The organism is Enterococcus faecium (genome assembly GCF_029023785.1).
Lineage (GTDB): Bacteria > Bacillota > Bacilli > Lactobacillales > Enterococcaceae > Enterococcus_B > Enterococcus_B faecium.
Genome location: NZ_CP118955.1, coordinates 1,447,958 through 1,466,827 on the forward strand (window position 1 = coordinate 1,447,958; position 18,870 = coordinate 1,466,827).

The 18,870-nt window shown below is 37.4% G+C and carries 21 protein-coding genes; 8 read left to right on the forward strand and 13 right to left on the reverse strand.

Annotated features, from left to right (window positions below; all coding sequences use genetic code 11):
- Positions 1-9 precede the first annotated feature (9 nt).
- Positions 10-2,385 carry an ATP-dependent DNA helicase gene (locus PYW34_RS07050; RefSeq protein WP_002295516.1) on the reverse strand — a complete coding sequence of 792 codons (2,376 nt, stop codon included), beginning with the start codon at positions 2,383-2,385 and terminating at the stop codon, positions 10-12.
- Positions 2,386-2,710: 325 nt separating this feature from the next.
- Here PYW34_RS07050 and PYW34_RS07055 point away from each other — a divergent pair, with 325 nt between their 5' ends.
- The 8 genes from PYW34_RS07055 (at position 2,711) to rpsT (ending at position 9,200) form a co-directional block, all read left to right on the forward strand.
- Complete coding sequence (locus tag PYW34_RS07055; protein WP_002289118.1) at positions 2,711-3,337, forward strand: MBL fold metallo-hydrolase; 627 nt, start codon at positions 2,711-2,713, stop codon at positions 3,335-3,337.
- 22 nt (positions 3,338-3,359) lie between these two features.
- On the forward strand, positions 3,360-4,064 hold the full coding sequence (locus PYW34_RS07060) for a histidine phosphatase family protein (protein WP_002289120.1): 705 nt from the start codon (positions 3,360-3,362) through the stop codon (positions 4,062-4,064).
- A 191-nt stretch (positions 4,065-4,255) separates the two neighbouring features.
- Positions 4,256-5,089: an undecaprenyl-diphosphate phosphatase gene (locus PYW34_RS07065; protein ID WP_002298973.1), complete on the forward strand. Its 834-nt coding sequence runs from the start codon at positions 4,256-4,258 to the stop codon at positions 5,087-5,089.
- Positions 5,090-5,285: 196 nt separating this feature from the next.
- A complete protein-coding gene (locus PYW34_RS07070; RefSeq protein WP_002289122.1) occupies positions 5,286-7,214 on the forward strand; it encodes a heavy metal translocating P-type ATPase in 1,929 nt (642 codons plus the stop codon).
- 137 nt (positions 7,215-7,351) lie between these two features.
- The gene (locus PYW34_RS07075) at positions 7,352-7,807 is read left to right on the forward strand and encodes a DUF441 domain-containing protein (RefSeq protein ID WP_002333258.1); all 456 of its coding nucleotides are present in this window, start codon (positions 7,352-7,354) and stop codon (positions 7,805-7,807) included.
- A 79-nt stretch (positions 7,808-7,886) separates the two neighbouring features.
- Positions 7,887-8,015, forward strand: coding sequence for a hypothetical protein (locus PYW34_RS07080; protein WP_002295511.1), 129 nt, complete (start codon positions 7,887-7,889; stop codon positions 8,013-8,015).
- A gap of 261 nt (positions 8,016-8,276) precedes the next feature.
- Entirely contained in the window at positions 8,277-8,546 is a 270-nt protein-coding gene (locus PYW34_RS07085; RefSeq protein ID WP_002289125.1) for a hypothetical protein, read from the forward strand.
- Between the two features lie 399 nt (positions 8,547-8,945).
- Positions 8,946-9,200, forward strand: coding sequence for a 30S ribosomal protein S20 (gene rpsT, locus PYW34_RS07090; RefSeq protein WP_002292188.1), 255 nt, complete (start codon positions 8,946-8,948; stop codon positions 9,198-9,200).
- A gap of 88 nt (positions 9,201-9,288) precedes the next feature.
- On the opposite strand, the gene holA is transcribed toward rpsT, so the two are convergent.
- The 12 genes from holA to PYW34_RS07150 all read right to left on the reverse strand — a co-directional run bounded on the left by holA (position 9,289) and on the right by PYW34_RS07150 (position 18,861).
- Positions 9,289-10,335: a DNA polymerase III subunit delta gene (holA, locus tag PYW34_RS07095; protein ID WP_002324118.1), complete on the reverse strand. Its 1,047-nt coding sequence runs from the start codon at positions 10,333-10,335 to the stop codon at positions 9,289-9,291.
- A gap of 37 nt (positions 10,336-10,372) precedes the next feature.
- Positions 10,373-12,646: a DNA internalization-related competence protein ComEC/Rec2 gene (locus PYW34_RS07100; protein ID WP_002300179.1), complete on the reverse strand. Its 2,274-nt coding sequence runs from the start codon at positions 12,644-12,646 to the stop codon at positions 10,373-10,375.
- Positions 12,639-13,178: a ComE operon protein 2 gene (locus tag PYW34_RS07105; protein ID WP_002295503.1), complete on the reverse strand. Its 540-nt coding sequence runs from the start codon at positions 13,176-13,178 to the stop codon at positions 12,639-12,641. The genes PYW34_RS07100 and PYW34_RS07105 overlap by 8 nt, the downstream gene beginning before the upstream one ends.
- 135 nt (positions 13,179-13,313) lie before the next feature.
- Positions 13,314-13,532, reverse strand: coding sequence for an esterase (locus PYW34_RS07110; protein WP_002295502.1), 219 nt, complete (start codon positions 13,530-13,532; stop codon positions 13,314-13,316).
- Positions 13,529-13,774: an SGNH/GDSL hydrolase family protein gene (locus PYW34_RS07115; RefSeq protein WP_025477609.1), complete on the reverse strand. Its 246-nt coding sequence runs from the start codon at positions 13,772-13,774 to the stop codon at positions 13,529-13,531. Before PYW34_RS07115 ends, PYW34_RS07110 begins: the two co-directional genes overlap by 4 nt.
- 126 nt (positions 13,775-13,900) lie before the next feature.
- Positions 13,901-14,629 (reverse strand): helix-hairpin-helix domain-containing protein, encoded by a 729-nt coding sequence (locus PYW34_RS07120; protein ID WP_016925838.1) that lies wholly within the window; start codon positions 14,627-14,629, stop codon positions 13,901-13,903.
- A 158-nt stretch (positions 14,630-14,787) separates the two neighbouring features.
- Entirely contained in the window at positions 14,788-15,831 is a 1,044-nt protein-coding gene (locus PYW34_RS07125) for a SepM family pheromone-processing serine protease (protein ID WP_002295493.1), read from the reverse strand.
- Positions 15,821-16,312, reverse strand: coding sequence for a pantetheine-phosphate adenylyltransferase (coaD, locus tag PYW34_RS07130; protein ID WP_002295492.1), 492 nt, complete (start codon positions 16,310-16,312; stop codon positions 15,821-15,823). The genes PYW34_RS07125 and coaD overlap by 11 nt, the downstream gene beginning before the upstream one ends.
- Positions 16,309-16,869, reverse strand: a complete 561-nt coding sequence (gene rsmD / locus PYW34_RS07135; RefSeq protein WP_002295491.1) for a 16S rRNA (guanine(966)-N(2))-methyltransferase RsmD — start codon at positions 16,867-16,869, stop codon at positions 16,309-16,311. Before rsmD ends, coaD begins: the two co-directional genes overlap by 4 nt.
- Positions 16,870-16,987: 118 nt before the next feature.
- Positions 16,988-17,326, reverse strand: a complete 339-nt coding sequence (locus tag PYW34_RS07140) for a YlbG family protein (RefSeq protein WP_002295490.1) — start codon at positions 17,324-17,326, stop codon at positions 16,988-16,990.
- The gene (locus PYW34_RS07145) at positions 17,310-17,756 is read right to left on the reverse strand and encodes a YlbF family regulator (protein ID WP_002295488.1); all 447 of its coding nucleotides are present in this window, start codon (positions 17,754-17,756) and stop codon (positions 17,310-17,312) included. Before PYW34_RS07145 ends, PYW34_RS07140 begins: the two co-directional genes overlap by 17 nt.
- Complete coding sequence (locus tag PYW34_RS07150) at positions 17,737-18,861, reverse strand: CAP-associated domain-containing protein (protein WP_002295486.1); 1,125 nt, start codon at positions 18,859-18,861, stop codon at positions 17,737-17,739. The genes PYW34_RS07145 and PYW34_RS07150 overlap by 20 nt, the downstream gene beginning before the upstream one ends.
- Positions 18,862-18,870 lie beyond the last annotated feature (9 nt).

The following is an 18,870-nucleotide window of genomic DNA, read 5'->3' on the forward strand; positions in this document are numbered from 1 at the left end:
TGACGTCTGTCATTCCTCGTTTTTTTGATTTACTGCTTCTTTTGATAACCAAAAACGCTGTATTCCTTCTTCCAATTCCCCAACACTTCGTACTTCTCTTGCTGTTTGCCAATGTTGTGGGAATAAACGTCGATAAGAAAAACTAGAAAATCGTTGATCTGCCAATACAACGATTCCTTGATCCGCCATGCCACGAATCACTCGACCACCAGCTTGCAAGACTTTGTTCATTCCAGGAAGCTGATAAGCGTAAGCAAATCCAAGGTGTTCCTTCTCATCATAATATGATTTGATCAGTTCCTGCTCATGATTCATCTGCGGCAAACCTACACCTACGATCATACTGCCGATCAATCGGTCCCCTCTCAAATCGATTCCTTCTGAAAAAATCCCGCCAAGTACGCAAAATCCAATCAATGTTTCAGCGGGATTTGTTTGAAATTTTGTTAAAAATCGTTCGCGTTCTTCCTCATTCATGTCCGTTTCTTGGATTAGCACATTGCTGTCGGGATATTGCTGTCTGAATGCTTCCACCGCAAGATCTAAATACTGATAAGAAGGAAAGAAAACGAAATAATTCCCGACCTTTCCATCAGCAAAAGCATGAATCGTCTCTACTAATTTTGCCAGACTGTGTTCCCTTTTTCGATAAGTCGTCTCTAGGTAATTTGCGATGAAAACTTGCTGGTTTCCTTCTGGGAAAGGACTCGGCAGTTTGTAAGTCAGACTTTTTTGTCCCCCCAGTGTTTCCTGATAATAAGAGAGTGGTGAAAAACTAGCAGAAAAAAGAATACTGCTTTTTCCTTTATCCAACGACTGCTCAAGAAACAAGCTTGGATCAATACAAAACTCTTTTACTATCAGATCGCGATACGTTTTTTCGACTGTTGTTTCGTAGTGATCATCATAAAATTCACTGACCTTCAAAAAATGAAGCAAATCAAAATAATAAGGAAGCAATTGTTCTTGTGATGGGTGCTCAGGAAATTCTGCCAGCCATTCTTTAATTTTTTCGCTTAATTGATAACCTGCCTTTACTAAAGATTCAGCCGGTGCTTTTTGATGATGATAATCCCAATGATCTTCTTTTGCTATTTCTCGGATCGAATCAAATTCTTTTAATAGTTTGTTGAAACGGCGATGAAGTTTTTTGAATTCCTTTGGTATAGCTTCCTTACTTCGTTTCGTTTTTTCATAAGATAGTTCTGCCGAATACATCTCTCGGGAACGATTCACCAAATTATGTGCTTCGTCAATCAAAAACAGATAGTCCTCGTTTTTTTCATCTTCAAAAAAACGTCTTAAATAAACAGTTGGATCAAATAAATAATTGTAATCCCCAATGATTACGTCACACCAGATACTGACATCTAATGATAGTTCGAAAGGACAAAGTGTATGCTTTCTTGCATAAGTTTCGATGACTTCACGAGTGATCTGATTCTCATGATTCAAAAGATCCCATAAACCTTCATTAATCCGATTGTAATAACCATTGGCATATGGGCACTGATCTGGATTACAGGTCGTCTCATCTAAAAAGCAGATCTTGTCTTTCGCCGTCAAAGTGACACTTTTTACTTCAGCTCCTGTATCTTTTAATGCTGTCATAGCATCTTCAGCTACTTGTCTAGTTATTGTTTTAGCCGTTAGATAAAAGATCTTTTCTCCCTCTTCTTCCCCTACAGCTTTCAAAGCGGGGAATAACGTAGAGATTGTTTTTCCTGTTCCGGTAGGTGCTTCTACAAACAATTTCTGTTTCGTACGGATCGTTTTATAAGCAGCTACCGCTAGTTCACGCTGACCTTTCCTATACTCATCATGGGGGAATTTCAAAGCCATCAAAGAGGCATTGCGTACAGTGCGCCAGTTTTCTTGAAAAACAAGCCATTCTTTATAATCTTCAGTCAGCTTTTTAAAAAAAGTTTCTAACTGCTCTCTTGTCTGATGTTCAACCTTTCTCGTGATCACTTCTTCTGCCGTCTGGAAGTAAGTCAATTGCAGATTTATTTCTTGTAAATCATGTTCTTGACTATAGATATAGGCATACACCCTTGCTTGATGAAAGAAAAGTTCCACTTGTTCTGGTTCTAAATCTTCAAATCGTGGTTCGGAGGTTTTGATTTCATCTATATAATAAATACCGTCTCTTTTGAAAATACCGTCTGCACGGCCTTCAACGATCAGGTGATATTCATCTAATTGAACTGTTGTTTTTAAAAAGACTTCTTTTTCATAGTTTTCTCCCGCATCTTTTTGGAGCTTGCGGTGGATTCTCGCTCCTTCTAATGCAGTATGGTTACTTTTTTTACGATTGTCGATACTTCCACGTCGCAAAATAAATTCTACTAAGTGCCGCACAGATATTTTTGACTGTTTGATCATTTCCACCACCTCTTTCTCTCTAAGATTACCTGAAAAAACCTAGTTTAGCAAAAAGAGCTCTCTTTCCAAACATAAAAAAACACCCTGCTGATTAGGCAGGGATATAGGATATAGAATTTGGATTTTTGGATGAATCTAATGTAACAAGGACATATTAAAATGCTATGAAAACTTACTTTCCTTCTCTTTAGAATATCCAAATACTTTTCATATAGTCTGATAATTCAGATAAGTAAAGAGAAATAAGTACCTGTTTTTGTTTCCTAGCAATGAATGCGTTATACTAATGGATGAAAGAAGTTTTGGCTATCAAGGAGGAATGCACATGCATATCGAAAGATTAAAAACAGGAATGATTGAAGAAAACTGTTATTTGGTCTACAACGAAGAAGCACTTTTGATCATTGACCCTGGAGAAGATGCGGAACGAATCAAACAAGAAATCAAAAAAACAAACCAACAGCCGGTAGCGATTTTGCTTACCCATACCCACTACGATCATATCGGTGCAGTGGAACCTTTACGCGCGTATTATCAAATCCCAGTTTATGTCAGCCCACTAGAGCAAAAATGGCTAGGTGATCCGATTTTGAATCTTTCTGGACTCGGTAGACATGATGATATTGCTGATGTTATTGTCTCGCCTGCAGAATATGAATTTGAAATGAAAACTTATACTTTAGGAAACATGTCTTTTCGCGTCGTCCCTACCCCAGGGCATTCTATAGGAAGCGTCAGCTTTATTTTTGATGATTTTGTCGTTTCTGGCGACGCCCTGTTTAGAGGAAGTATCGGTAGAACCGATCTGTATACAGGGAATTTAGAACAATTACTTCATAGTATTCGGACCCAGCTGTTTGTATTACCTGATGAATTTGCAGTCTATCCAGGACATGGCGATGCAACGACGATTGAACAGGAAAAAAGGACAAATCCTTTTTTCAATCGTTAAAACGACTTAGGAGGAGAATAAAATGACAGAAACTACACTTTATATCGTACGACACGGAAAAACGATGTTCAATACAATTGAACGAGTACAAGGCTGGTGTGATACACCCCTCACAAAGCAAGGACAAGAAGGCATTCATTATTTAGGTCGCGGGTTAAAAAATGTCGACTTTTCATTTGCTTATTCTAGTGACAGTGGTCGTGCGATCGAAACTGCCCGTATTATTCTAGGAGAACATTCTAAGGGAAAAGAAATTCCTTATTTTATTGAAAAAAGGATTAGAGAATGGTGTTTCGGGTCTCTTGAAGGTGGATATGACATGGAAATGTGGGGTGTGATCCCTCGTGTATTGAATTTTAAAACATATGATGAAATGTTTACCACAGAAGTTTCTTTTGAACAAATTGCTAATGCTGTATACAACTTAGATACCGCTGGGTGGGCGGAAACTTATGAAACATTGCGAGACCGTGTATGGACAGGATTTGAAGATATCGCCCATCACTGCGAAAAAAATGGTGGTGGAAATGTTTTAGTCGTATCTCATGGTTTGACGATCGCCTTTTTGCTTAATCTGATCGATCCTAAACAGCCTGTTCGTGCTGGGCTTTTAAATGGCAGCGTAACAAAGGTCACTTATGCAAACGGTCGATTTTCTATCCACGGCATCAATGATACGTCTTATATCGATAACGGGAAAACACATAGTCGCGACTCGTTTCTATAATGGGGATATTTTAATTTTTACCAGAGAATCATAAAAGGCAAAGTCTGAACGAGGGCTTTGTCTTCTTTTTTCTCTTCGTGTACTTATCTGCTTTATTTCTCAAGTTTTTCTTAATATTAAAAAACAGATTGGGTTTCTCAAAAAATAACGGTATACTATAAGATGTATCTTAATTGGGAAGGAAGGAATTTATGTTTTTTGCAAATATTATCAAAGCAGTGATTCTCGGTATTATTGAAGGAATAACGGAATGGCTGCCCATCAGTAGTACTGGTCATTTGATCCTAGCAGATGAATTCATCAAACTGGATGCCAGTTCACAATTTATGTCGATGTTCAATGTCGTTATCCAATTAGGGGCGATCTTGGCTGTCGTCGTTCTTTATTTTCACAAGTTAAACCCATTTTCTCCAAGTAAATCAACGGTAGAAAAAAAAGATACGTGGACACTTTGGTTTAAAGTGATCGTTGCTTGCATACCAGCCATCATCATTGGTTTGCCTTTGGATGATTGGTTAGAAGCAAATTTCCACAAGTTCTTACCAGTTGCCATTGTTTTGATCGTTTACGGTATTGCCTTTATTATTGTCGAAAAACGCAACAAAAACAAAACACCTCGTTGGACTTCTCTGAATGACTTTACGTACCAAGCAGCTCTTCTTGTTGGGTTATTCCAAGTCTTGGCACTTGTTCCCGGAACATCCCGTTCTGGCGCAACGATCCTAGGAGCTATCTTGATTGGTGCTTCGCGTTTTGTCGCTACAGAGTTTTCATTTTTCTTAGGGATTCCTGTCATGTTTGGCGCAAGCGGCTTGAAGATCGTCAAATATTTAGCTGAAGGGAATTCATTCAAAATGGAAGAAACTGTTGTTCTTCTTGTAGGAACATTCGTATCTTTTGTGGTTTCCGTCTTAGCTATCAAATTCTTACTAAGCTATTTGAAGAAAAACGACTTTACCGCTTTTGGCTGGTATCGTATTATCCTTGGTATCATTTTGATTGGTTATTGGTTTATTGCAATGTAGAAAAAACCAGAACACTTCTCTTATTTGAGAAATGTTCTGGTTTTTTATTTTCTTTAATAATAATTATTATAAATAATAAAAACAACATCAAGCTTAATCACCAAATGATAACCATTATCGTTCTCATTTAGCTGTTATTATTATCAATTACATTTTTATTATGCTATCCTTGTTTTGACAAGGAGGTCTAATAACGATGACTAATCAGAAAAAAGCTTTTGCAGCAACAATCGGCTGCCTTTTATTTATGATCTTCGGTTTTATCTTCGACCGATTCTCTCTTACCATCACCCCACTTTTTTATATCAGTGCCATTATCATCGGTGGATATAAACAAACATCGGAAGGCTTGAAAGAATTGTGGAATGATCGGACACTGAATGTGGATTTATTGATGGCTTTAGCTGCTATTGGTGCCTGTTTGATCGGTAATTACTTTGAAGGAGCAATGTTGACATTCATCTTTTGTTTAAGCGGTGCATTAGAGGAATACACAACTAATAAAAGTCAAAAAGAAATTACTGCTTTGATGAATCTTCAACCACAAAAAGCCCAATTATTAAAAGAAAATGGACAAATGCAAGAAGTAGATGTTTCTCAACTAAAGGTGGATAACTTGGTATTTGTCGCTAAAGGAGCAGCTGTTCCGATAGATGGCTTTTTAGAAAGCACACAGGCAACGATCGATGAGTCTGCATTAAGCGGTGAATCTGTGCCTGTAGAAAAATATTTAGGCGATGAGATGTATGCAGGAACGCTGAATCAAGGAAATCCCATCACGATTCGAGTAACAAAAACGAGTTCCGAAACTGTCTTTGCTAAGATTATCCAATTAGTAGAAGAAGCGCAGAATACGCCAACTCAAACAGCTTCATTTATCGAACGAATCGAAAATAATTATGTAAAATTGATTTTGCTTGCTGTTCCTCTAATGATCCTTCTCCCCCACTTTTTCCTAGGTTGGAGTTGGGATGAAAGCTTTTATCGAGGAATGGTATTATTAGTTGTGGCTTCTCCTTGTGCGCTTGTCGCATCTGCTACACCAGCTTCTCTAGCTGCTCTTTCAAATTCTGCAAAAAATGGGATTTTAATCAAAGGCGGTATCCATTTAGAAAAGCTTTCTGAATTAAAAGCGATTGCCTTTGATAAAACAGGAACGCTCACTAAAGGAAAACCAGTTGTAACTGACAGCTTTTTCTTTGATGAAAAGGATTTGGCACAACAACTTCTTGTTGCTATGGAACAAAAAACGACGCATCCACTTGCTCATGCGATTTTGCAATATTTCGATTGCACAATACCTGAAGAAATCCAATACTTACCAATAGAAGAAATTACTGGTTTTGGATTACAAACTACCTATTTAGGTGCGCAATGGAAAGTTGGCAAGCACGCATATGATCCTGAGACGATGATAATCAGCAAAGAGATTGCGGAAATGATCGAACGTTTGGAAAATCAAGGCAAAACCGTGATTTATCTTTCTAAAGATCAGCAGTTAATTGCTGTTTTAGGTCTGCTAGATATTCCAAAAGCAAATACCCAACAAGTAATTTCCTACTTTAAATCCCAAAACATCCATACAAGTATGATAACCGGCGACCATTCTGGCACAGCAAAGGCCATTGCTGAACAAGTAGGGATTGAACATTACTATGCAAGCTGTACTCCGGAAGAAAAAACACAACTAGTCAAAAAAGAGAATGAACTTTACCAAGTAAATGCGATGGTTGGTGATGGAGTCAATGATGCGCCTGCTTTAGCAGCCGCTTCTTTAGGTGTCGCTATGGGGCAAGGGACAGATGCCGCTATGGATATCGCAGACATCGTCTTAATGAAAAGCGACTTAAATAAATTTGTCTACAGTCATCGGCTATCTTTAAAAATGCGGCGGATCATCAAACAAAATATTATTTTTTCGATTCTTGTTATTCTCTTGTTGATTGCTTCTAACTTCCTGCAATTTTTAAATCTACCTCTTGGAGTTGTAGGACACGAAGGAAGCACAATATTGGTTATTCTGAATGGCTTGCGTTTACTAAGACCTTTACCTGATCTTTCTGATTCTTCAAAAAAATGTAAGTCTTGTCCACTATACAAAGCGCGGCTGTCTTCTGTCAAATAAGCAAAGTGTTTTTTTATGATTTTGTTTATTTTATGAAAAAAACAGCTTATGAATAGGTCTTGAAGGATGAATTCCTACTTTTGCAACTTTCTAAAAACATGTTATGATTGTTTCGAAGAAAGTGAGGAATATATTTCATGGAAAGTTGGCTTTTTTTAGGAATTATTTTACTTGTAGCAATTTTAGCTAAGAATCAAAGTCTGATGATAGCGGCAGCTTTTGTTTTGATTATGAAGCTCATACCAGCCTCCCGTTCCTTTTTCCCTTTGCTTCAAGGCAAAGGAATCAATATTGGGGTGACGATCATCACAGCGGCTATTCTAATCCCTATCGCAACAGGAGAAATCGGTCTACGTGATCTATTAGAAGCCTTTAAATCCCCTATTGGCTGGGTAGCTGTTTTTTGCGGTGGGCTAGTGGCTGTCTTATCTTCCAAGGGTGTAGGATTGATTGCTTCTGATCCACAAATCACTGTTGCACTTGTTTTCGGCACGATTTTAGGTGTTGTCTTCTTAAGAGGAATCGCCGCCGGACCGGTCATTGCTTCTGGTATCACTTACTGTATCTTACAAGTATTTGCTTTAGGAAAATAGAACAAATTTTGTCTATTTTAGGAGATTCTTAACACCCCCAATTTACTGATCCGTGATATACTGACAACGAGGTGATACAATGTTCGAAAAATTAAAGTATTTCATAGGAACAATCGGCTGGTTTCTTCTAGCGGTACTTTTGATTCTGGGCTTAGCTTATCTATTATTTCCTGATTTGATACAAAATGTGTTTGATACTGCTTTTTGATTGACCTATTAAAACGATATAGGGGATGCTCCTGCGATGCAGGGGCTTTTTTTAATCAATGTTTTGTAATAATTTAGGCCATGCCAATGAGACTTCCTATAGAATTCGATGCTCTTTTTTCTTTTTGGCTCTTCTGCTCTTTTTTGTTATACTAGATTACAGTGGACAAAAGAAAGAATGATCGCATCCACTTCAACGAATATCAAAATGGAAGAATTAGTGCCTGTTTTCAGGTTACTTTGAAAAGAAAGGAAGACGCTTGTGGAAACTTTTGAAGGTCTTTTAATTGATACGTACGTTTTACAAGAACAGCCAATGATGCTGACTGGGATCAACTTGCAGCTTGAGGACCGTGTGATCAATGGCCTGCTTAAAGATCGCTATTTGGCAAAATATATCTTACGTTTGCCCCTAAATAAATATGTGCTGGAAGTAAGTGGCAAATGGAACCGTCGGAACCAGTTGGTCATAAAAAAAATGTTGATAAAAAATATCGATGAATACATTAAAATAATCGGTACACCAGAATAGCCTTTACTGATCAAAGGATACTGGTTATAAAATAACTGCAGTTTCTTAATAGAAAAACAAAGAACAACAGGGAATCGTATCCCTTTTCAAAAAAAACTTTGCAAACGGTTCTCTTTGTTATATAATAACTTAGTACCAAACATTCCCATTCAAACTTTGTTTAAATAGATAAATAAAAATCTAGTTTGGTTTGACGCTATTGCCTCCCACAATAGCGTCTTTTTGATTTTTTTCAGCTTGTACTATCCGTTTTTACTGAAAAAAAATCCTAATAAAAGACTGTTAAGGAAAAAAACTTGTCATGTTCATATTGCAAAGCACGCTGCCTTTAGGTATAATAATGAATGTTGAATTATGCGGTAACACGCGTAAGAACTTAAGTTATCGGAGGTGAAACTAATGCCAAACATTGAATCTGCAATCAAACGTGTTCGTACAAGCGAAAACGCTAATGTGAAAAATTCATCTCAAACAAGCGCTATGCGTACTGCAATCAAAAAATTTGAAGATGCTGTAGCTTCAGGTGCTGACAACGTAGATGCGTTATATAAAGAAGCTGTTAAAGCTATTGATATGGCTGAATCAAAAGGTCTAATCCACAAAAACAAAGCTAACCGCGACAAATCTCGTTTAAGCAAAAAAATCGCTAAATAAAAGAATCGGCTTCGGCCGATTTTTTTATTTGTCAAAAAAAGGACAAAAACAAACGACCTTCCCGCATGCTTTGCCCTCGTCTTTCTTCTTATCGATTTCTTAACAACTGCCCTGTGCGCAAAACGAATAGTTGAAAACTTAATTCTTTTTCGATTTGTCCCGTTTTGATTTGATAATCCATCTCAACTAATTGATCAAACAACTGTACCAGCAAATGTTCATCAAATTTTTTTACTTCCTGCATGGCAAGTTTTACACGATATGGATGGATTTTCAATGTTTCAGCAATATTTGCCTGCTGATAACCAATCTTTACAAGAAATTTTGTCTGTAAAAATAAACGTAATTGAGAAAGCAAAATCGCATTAATTTTGATTGTTTCTTCCCCTTGCATAACTAAATCTTCGTATAAACGCAAAGCTTGTTCCGTCTTCCCTTTTAAAATATATTGGGTCATGTCAAAAATATTATGTTCTAACGTTTTAGGAACTAATTCTTCTACTTCTCTTACCGTGATTTGCTGTTGATTTTGTCCATAAAGGACCAATTTCTGTAACTCTCTCATCATTTTGGATAAATCTAAGTCGGTCAACCTCAAGAATAAATCAATTGCACTTCGTTCCATTTTGATTGAGGTATTCTCTAAGGTATTCATCAGATATTGACGTACTTCTTTTTCATTCAACTGTTGGACATTGACGATGATTGCTGTTTTTTTCAATTGTTTCGTTACTTTTTTCCGTTCATCCAACTTTTCATATGGCGCAAAGAATACTAATACAGTCGATTCTAATGGTTCTTTCAAATAAGCCGTCAATAAATCAGTATTTTGTTCGATTCCATTGTTTACTTTTTCACCTGTTAAAAAATAAGGATTCTCTACGAATACTAACCGTTGATCTCCGAAAAACGGCAACGTCTCTGCTTCAGCTACTACCTCATCTAAACTTGCATTTTCCATGTCAAAACTTAAAAAATTTAAGTCATCTTCGCCCTCTAATTGGATTTTTTTGACAATCTCTGTCCGAACTTGATCTTGGAGAAACTTTTCTGTTCCTAAAATCAAGTAACAAGATGCAAGTTTTTCTTTACGTATTTTTTGTAACTCTGCTTGTATACTCAAATTACTCACCACTTTCAAAAATTATCCTACCATGAGCAGATGAGAATTACTAGTCTATCATTGTTTCCACTAGCCCATGAGGATGAAAAACTGGATGCCAGCGATAGGTGATCATTCCTTGTTGATCCGTTCGCCATGTTTTTATCTGATTTTCTTCTAGTGTCTCCAATACTTCGCTGTGCGGGTGACCATAACGATTATTTACGCCGCAGGATATAATCCCATGTTTTGCTTCAATATGGGAAAGAAAATCTGTGTTACTTGACGTACGGCTACCGTGATGACCTAATTTGACTACATCGGCTTTCAGATTAGGATAAATCAAAAGCAATTGTTTTTCCATTGCTTGATTCAAATCTCCTAAAAATAAAAAGCGCCTATTGTTATATTCCATCCATAGACCAATCGAATCTTCATTTCTTCCCTCTCCCTTTTCAAAAGGAGTCAATACATAAAGATCATAATAACCGCTGATCCTGTCCCCATGTTTGATTTCAATGATCTCAGTACCATTTTTTTGAGCTTCAGATAAATGCCTTTGTAATGGCTCATTTCGTCCAGCGCCCCAACCGATATAAATTTTTTTGATAGTAAAATGCTGAGATAACGTGGGTAATTCTCCCACATGATCCGTATCGTCATGTGTCAAGATGAGTTTATCGATTACACTTATCCCCTGACCTTTTAGATATGGAACGATATTTCTTTCAGCAGGAGGACGTATCATACCTTGCGCCCACTTTTCTCTTTCAAAGTGTAACTGACCTCCAGTATCGATCAAAATCGTTTCTTTTCGAAAAGGACTTTGCAAAAAGATACTGTCTCCTTGACCGACATCGATAAAAGCGATCGTTGAAGAAAAGCGTAAAAATGGCAAAGTCAAAAAAATAAAAGAAAAAAGACCAACATAAAACAAGTGTTTCACAGGTTGTTCTTTCAACCTATCCGTACAAATCAGTAATCCGAAAATATACATCCCAGATAGCACAAGGGGCAAGCGTCCTATAATGAGAGACGACCCTGAAGAAAAATCGATTATTCGCTCAAATAAGATTAATCCCTCTTCTATCAGCAATAGTAAAGTTTCCGGCAGCCAGCGATTGAAGAGTGTGAGAAATAACACACCAGGAAGAAAAAGAAACTTGAATACCGGTGCAATCAGTAATGTAAAAAGACTACCTAAAATAGGCCACTCATAAAAATGCCATACAATCAACGGCATCGTGATCATAGTAAACAGGACGTGAGAGGCCGTTTTTTTCAACCAATCTCCATCAAAAGAAATCAGGATAAACAAAAAACTCATGAAAAAACTAAGCTGTCCACCCGCATGAAAAAGAAATCGAGGATCAAATAGTAAAAGAAGCCAAAAGACAACTGCAAATAAGTCCATGGTGGAATAATGCTTATTCAGCAATTTGACTAGCAATCGCAATAAAAACAGCAAACTAGCACGCAAAACAGAAATAGAACTTCCTGCAATAGAAACATAACAGATAGTTAGTAGACTCAACGGAATAATACTGACGTGTAGTGGCCATCCGATACGTCGAAATAAATAATACAGCCACCCTAAATAAAATTGGATGTGTAGACCCGATAGACTGAACAGATGCAGCAAACCACTCTCCCTAAAAATTTCTTCTGATTCTCTGAATCCTGCATCTTTATAGCCCCATAATAAAGAATTAATATATACACTTGTTTTTTGCGGAAATTCAGATTGGACAAAGGAGATAAAAGATCCTCTTTTTCTCTGAAGCCAGTTTCGCCAGTGATTTTGCATGGTGATCTGTTCAATCTTTTGAATTTGGAACCGTCCAGAAATTCTATGGTTCCTGAAGTAAGCTTCTTGGTCAAAATTATAAAGATTCCGCTTTTTTGCTGGAGAGATGAACTCGCCTTCAGCAGTCAATTCTATTCCCTTTCCTCGGAAGTTAAGCCATGTTTTCAATTCTGCTTCTGTGTTTACTTGATAAGAAAGCTGGAGCTTTTGTTTATTCTCTGATAACCTTCCTTCCATTGTCAAAAAATTACCATTTGCACGAATCGTATCTGTAAATACAGTAATTTGCGCAGATGTTGTTTTTTCCTCTAAAAATGAATACTCTTGTAGCCTATAAGAAATGGATACCGTTATGCTACACAAAATACACAAGTACGCGATAAAACGTCCTTCTTTTAGCGAAAACCATAAAAAAATTCCGGCAAGAAGCAAACGATAACCCCAATTGTCAGTGTAATACAACAAACAGATAATCATCGACGTAATTGCCGGAAAAATCAACCGATTTCGAACATGCCTTTCTAAAACGCTAGACATGTTTTCCTGTTAATTCATTTTGAAGTTTTGAAAAATGCTGTGAGTCTAAAGCAACTTGGTGTACAGATACACCTAATTGTTCGATCAACGCTTGGGCATAAGGATCATTTCGATAGTCATGGAGATAATTGATCCCTTTCACACCAGCTTGCAACAAAGCCTTTGTACAGGCCAAACATGGAAAATGTGTGACATAGATTTCTGAACCTTCCGTCGGGATACCAAGTTTTGCACACTGTAGGAGTGCATTCATCTCTGCATGGATCGTTCGCAAGCAGTGTCCATCCACGACGTAACACCCTTCATCTATGCAGTGGACATCTCCACTGACTGCTCCATTATAGCCGCCAGCAATGATCCTTTTTTCTCGAACGAGTGTCGCTCCTACTTCTAAACGTGTACACGTACTACGTAAAGATAACAGTACTGCCTGAGCCATAAAGTACTGGTCCCAAGGAATGCGTTCATTATGTGACTTATCAGTAACTTTTTCTTTATTCGTATCGCATGCTTTTGAAGATTTTTCTAACATGTTTTATATTCCTCCGTTTTTTCAAGTTGATTAAAAAGTACTCATTGCTTAAACAAAATATTCTTTAAATATAACGAATCATCCTGTCTGACAAAAGATCCTACCCTTCACTGCCGAAATGAAGTCCGTCATCCATTAGCCCATTATAAAAATTCTTCGAATCCATTTGTTCAAGAAATTCCGTATAAAAATCGATACTTCACAATCATGGCGTTTTGCTACTTCTGTGAGAACAGAGATATATTCTTTGATCAACTTGTTATTCCGATATTTTTGTTTTGTCTCATCGACTGCTGGTGGCGTGATAAAGAAAGCATGATCAGAACTATAGTCTTTTTTCAGCTGAACTATCATCCACTGCAGATTTTTTGGTACGTTTCTTTAGAAAGTTGTTTATGCTCTGCTAGATCATTCGTCCCAATGAGAATAAATACTTTATCTGCTGTATAGCTAAGTACATCTTTGGCAAAGCGTTCTCGTAGAGCTTGACTGTTATTGCCGCTGACAGCCGTATTCATAATATGAATCCCAGATATTTTATTTTGGAGATAGACATTCAGCATTGGTTCTTTTAATGTTTCTTTGCGAACAATCAAGCTATTTCCTGTTAGAAGGATATTCAAAAATACTACCTCCTCGTCCTGCCAAGCTCTTAGAATTGGATTATTCTTAGTATCCATTAGCGTCCATTTATTGCTCGTGCCAGTCGATTTTGAATCATTCTATTTAATTGTAACGAAGTTTTTTAGTTTTTCAACTGTCTTTTCACCGATACCAGAAATCTCCTGCAGGTCTTCCACTTTCTGGAAGGATCCGTTTTCTTCTCTAAATCGAATGATTTCTTGCGCTTTGACTGATCCGATCCCAGGAATCTGCTGAAGTTCTGATGGAGTGGCTGTATTGATATTTATTTTGGGAGGCTCGGAATCTGCTGTAGGCTGTTTTCCTTCCGAGGATGCCAACTGATCAAGATGTTCTGGCAGCTCTTCACCTACAGCAGGGATATATAGGACTTGCTGATCTTCTATCTTCGCAGAAAAGTTGATTCGATCGCTATCCGCTTCTTCTAATAATCCACCTGCACGCTTTAGTACATCATAGACCCGTTCTTCTGAAGAAAAGGAATAGATACCAGGCTCCTTCACACTTCCTTTGATATCGGTGTACATGACCTTTGGGCGAGCATCCTCTTCTACATCGTTTCCTTCAGCTGATGGATCTTCTCCACTGGAACTAAACGAAGAAAGTATTTCTTTTGCAGCAGTCTCTTCTGGTTCTCTATAAAATAGCAAATTTGATAATAAAAAACCACTTGCGATACAAAAGATAAGAACTATCATAGACATCCAAATGATCAATTTGGGTGAAGCTAGTATTTTCTTGCTGATTTTTTCTATCATTGTTCTTTTTCCAAAGAATGACCAGTAAAAATCATTCATTACTCCTTTCATTTGAAATTGAAGAAACAGTGAGCTCTGGCAAAATCGTCCCTTCAACATCTAATTACGTCAATTTTTTCTTTTGTTTTTATTTTTATCGTGAAGATTTTTGACGAAAAAGAGGGGGTGTGACAGAACTCGTGTCACAACCCCTCTTTAATTATTTAGTTTCATTTCATTTTCTCTAGATAGTCAAGCGCTTCTTGTACTGTTTTTACTGGTACGATTTTCATTGAGGAATTCAATTTTTTAGCGGCAGCTTTTGCTTCTTCGTAGTTGGTTTTTATTTCAGGATATTCTTTCTTAACATCGTCTGAAATCGTATCATCTGGTGCAAAGAAAATCTCTACGCCAGCTTTATCCGCACTTGCCACTTTTTTATCGATTCCTCCGATTCGGCCAACTTCTCCTTCACTGTTGATCGTTCCAGTTCCTGCAATTTGCTTACCATGTCGCAAGTTTTTACCAGTGACTTGTTCATAGATTTCTAAAGTGAACATCAATCCCGCTGATGGCCCACCGATAGAGCCAGAATTAATACGAACATCTGTATCTGATTCGATCTCGGTATGGTCAGTAAGCGTGATACCTATTCCTGCCTTTTTATCTGTTGGTAACTCGATCAGATCACCAGAAGCTGTTTTTTCTTCACCATTATGCAAATAACTGATTTCGATTGTTTGTCCAACTTTTTGGCTTTTTACATAATCCATAAATGCTTCTGTACTTTGAAAGCTTTTCCCGTCTACTTTTGTTACTGTATCTCCAACTGAAAGCTTGCCAAAGAAATTCGATGTTTTCTCTACACTCATGACATATACGCCTTTGAATTCCATTTTATAAGGCTTGTCTGCAAGTTTTAACGCTTGTTCGATTGCTGCATTTTGGGAAGAATCCATATAATACTGTTGCATTTGATTATATTCTTCATTTGTCGCCCCACCAGTCAATTCTTCTTCACTGATCAATTCTTCAAAAGGGGTCATTTTAGCTTTTAAAGCTAAGAAACCTGTAGCTTGCCTGATACCAACAGAGGTAAGAGAGAAAGACCCAGAACCTTTATCTTCCTTATCATTGACCGTAATTAGTTCTTTCAGATCGATCGTGGCTCCCGGTGATTCTACATAATACGGCAAGGGAACTACTACAAATCCAATGATCAACATTCCAAATATGATAATCAGTACTGTTTTCAACCATTGTTTAGCTTTCATTTGATTCACGCTTTCCAGCTAAAGCTTCGTTGATCACTGGCGGTAAGTAGCTGCTCACATCTCCGCCAAAGTGCAGTACTTCTTTTAAAATACTGGAACTCACGTGACTATATTCTGGTTTTGCTAATAAGAAGACAGTTTCCAATTCATCATATAGATGATGATTCATCTGAGCAATCTCTCGTTCATATTCAAAGTCTTTGATACTTCGTATGCCTCTGATCAACGCATCTGCACCAATCTCTTTTGCTGTTTCTACCGTCAATTGATTTTCTTGATGCATGACTTTTACATTAGGAAGATGAGAAACAGCTTTTGTGATCAATGTCATTCTTTCTTCTGGGGGAAACAAACTTTTCTTTGAAGTATTGATAAAAACACCAATTACTACCTCATCGAATAATTTAGCCGCACGTTCCACCGTATCTAAGTGACCTTTTGTAAAAGGATCAAAACTTCCTGGGAATAATGCACGTTTCATTGATTTCCCTCTTTTCTATAGATAGTTACGGCCGTTATGCCATAAATCTGTTTTCTTATTTGATGGAATCCAGCCACAGTTTCTGGCAATTCGACTGTTTTATCCGTTTCGCATACGATAACTGCGGTTTTAGAAAAAAGTCCCAGTTCTTCCATTTTATGGATTTGATCGATTATTTTTTGTTTTGCATATGGCGGATCAAGAAACAAGTAGTCGAATTGTTGTTTCTCCGCTGCTAGCCGTTCGATTGCTTTGTCCGCATCAAGTTTTATTGTGGTAAATTTCTCTGGTTCTTTCGTAATTTCGATGTTTTCTTTGATGATTTTTAGCGCTTGGTAATTTTTGTCTACGCATACCGCATGACTGCAGCCTCTAGATACTGCTTCGATAGCTAAACCACCGCTTCCTGCAAACAGATCCAATACTGTCTCTCCATCAAAATATGGTCCAATCATATTGAATATGGATTCTTTTACTTTATCTGTAGTTGGTCTGGTGTTCGCCCCTGCTAAACTTTTTAAACGGCGCCCGCCATAATTTCCTGATATTATCCGCATCTACTCACTCCTTAGAAATGGTACTGGTACTAGTATACCAAAAAAATACTTGGACAATGATCAAAAATCGATCGTTATCCAAGTTATTTTTTATTTAAAAACTGCTCATAAGAGATTTTTAAAGATGTTCAGCTAATCGGATTTCTGTATTTAGCTCTTCAATTTCGAAACCTTCGTCTTTTAATACTGTTTTGTTTCCTATTTTTTCGGCAAAATTCATTTCGATATCCGGTCGGTAAGAACGTTCTACGTTTCGAACAAAATGTAATTTACGGATTCGTTCTTCTGTTTCTTCAAATGTCTCTTCATTTAAGTAAAGCACGACATATTTCATTCTTCTTGAGACATAATGCAACAAGCCGAACTTTTTCAGATTCTTTAATTGTTTTAAGCTGTAGACCCATACGATCAGCCCGCGTCGTTTTGTTATTTCAAATTCACTATTGTCTAATTGCATGACAATTACCTCCGCATCCAAAGTGTTTTTTCGTTTCAAAAAACGGGCTACCTGCATCTACTTTGATTTCATTAGAAACTTCTTCGGCAAGTACTTGGACAATTTGATCCAACAGACTTTGCAGCTGTGTTTCACTATATCGGAAAGCTGCAACATGCTCATCCATATCAAGCTGTCTTTTTGCTTTTCGAACAGCTCGTTTTTTTTCACGATAATCAGGTGCATACTCACCATATGCCGCTACATTTTCAAATGCTTCTTTCTTAGACAAGAACGCTTCTTTCAACTGGCAAACTTTTGCAGATTCTTCCATTGACTGTTTATGTTCAAGATAAGAAGCCATCGTTTTACTCTTTTTTATCATTTCAGCGACTTGGAGGCATTGATCCTCCAGTTGAAACAGCTCTTCGTTAACGATCACTGCTATCACTACTTTCTCCGTTTTCTTCTTGCAATAAGACTAACATATTTTCTTTAGAAAAAGCAATGCCTACAGAATCCGTTCCCGGGTCCATGAAACGGTCATGGTTGTAAGGATCGCTGTACCAATATAAAAACGAAAAAGTAGCGTCAATCGCCGGATGAATAAATAGCCCACTAGTATTTTCTAATTTTTGTTTACTGATTAACTTCTCCAATTCATCATTCGTCAGTGAGAATTTCACTGTCGTTTGAGCACTGCCTAGCGATTTTTGCCAATCAGCCATACGTTCCTCTGACAATATTTCCTCAGGCCTTGTCAAAAAATCATGTAGTAGCAGCTGACTGTGGTTTTGAAAGGCAAGTGTTTGATTGTATATGGGAAGTTCGTCTTCTCTTCTAAGCATATTTAATAAAGTCGTACTTTTTCGTTCTTTAACGCGATTGATTGATTCCCAATCAGCCGATTTATCTGCTTGATAATGTGGAAGGCCTTCACCAAACACTTGATATGGCAATAGTTTCAAAAGACTATCTTTATCTAAATACACAACTGAAAATAGGCCGTTTGTTGTTTGATCAAAAAATAAAATAGCAAAAGTGTCGTTATCAAAAGCAATTAGCGGACGATAATTCATATCCTCTTCCATTAGTTCGATTCCAACTTCTGTATCATGGTACTCAAAAGTGAAATTAGTATAGATAGTAGTGATTTTCGTAAGATCTTGCATCGTCATCCCTAAATAAAACGGCGCGATATCAGCAGGCCCTGTTTGCAGTACTTTAACAGTTGTGACTCTGCTGTCTTGGATGTTCGCTTCAAATGTGAGATGACTAGCTTTATTTTCATAATATCTTGTTTCAAAACCAAATCCGCTAGTTAATCGATCATAGGCTTGGCCAAAATCCTTTTCCAGCTGATCGATCGGTTTTCCGATATAAGTAGAAAAACCAGTTGCTTTAAGCTCCTGGTATTTCCACGTTGTCATTTGGTTTGATATTTGTTGATCAGAGTTTTCCTTCACTTCAAGTTTTGGCGGAAACAAGACTGGTTCCATGTAGAATGCCACAATAACTAATAGCAGAATCAGCCAAAACAAACCCAGTCTTTTCATGTTTCCCCA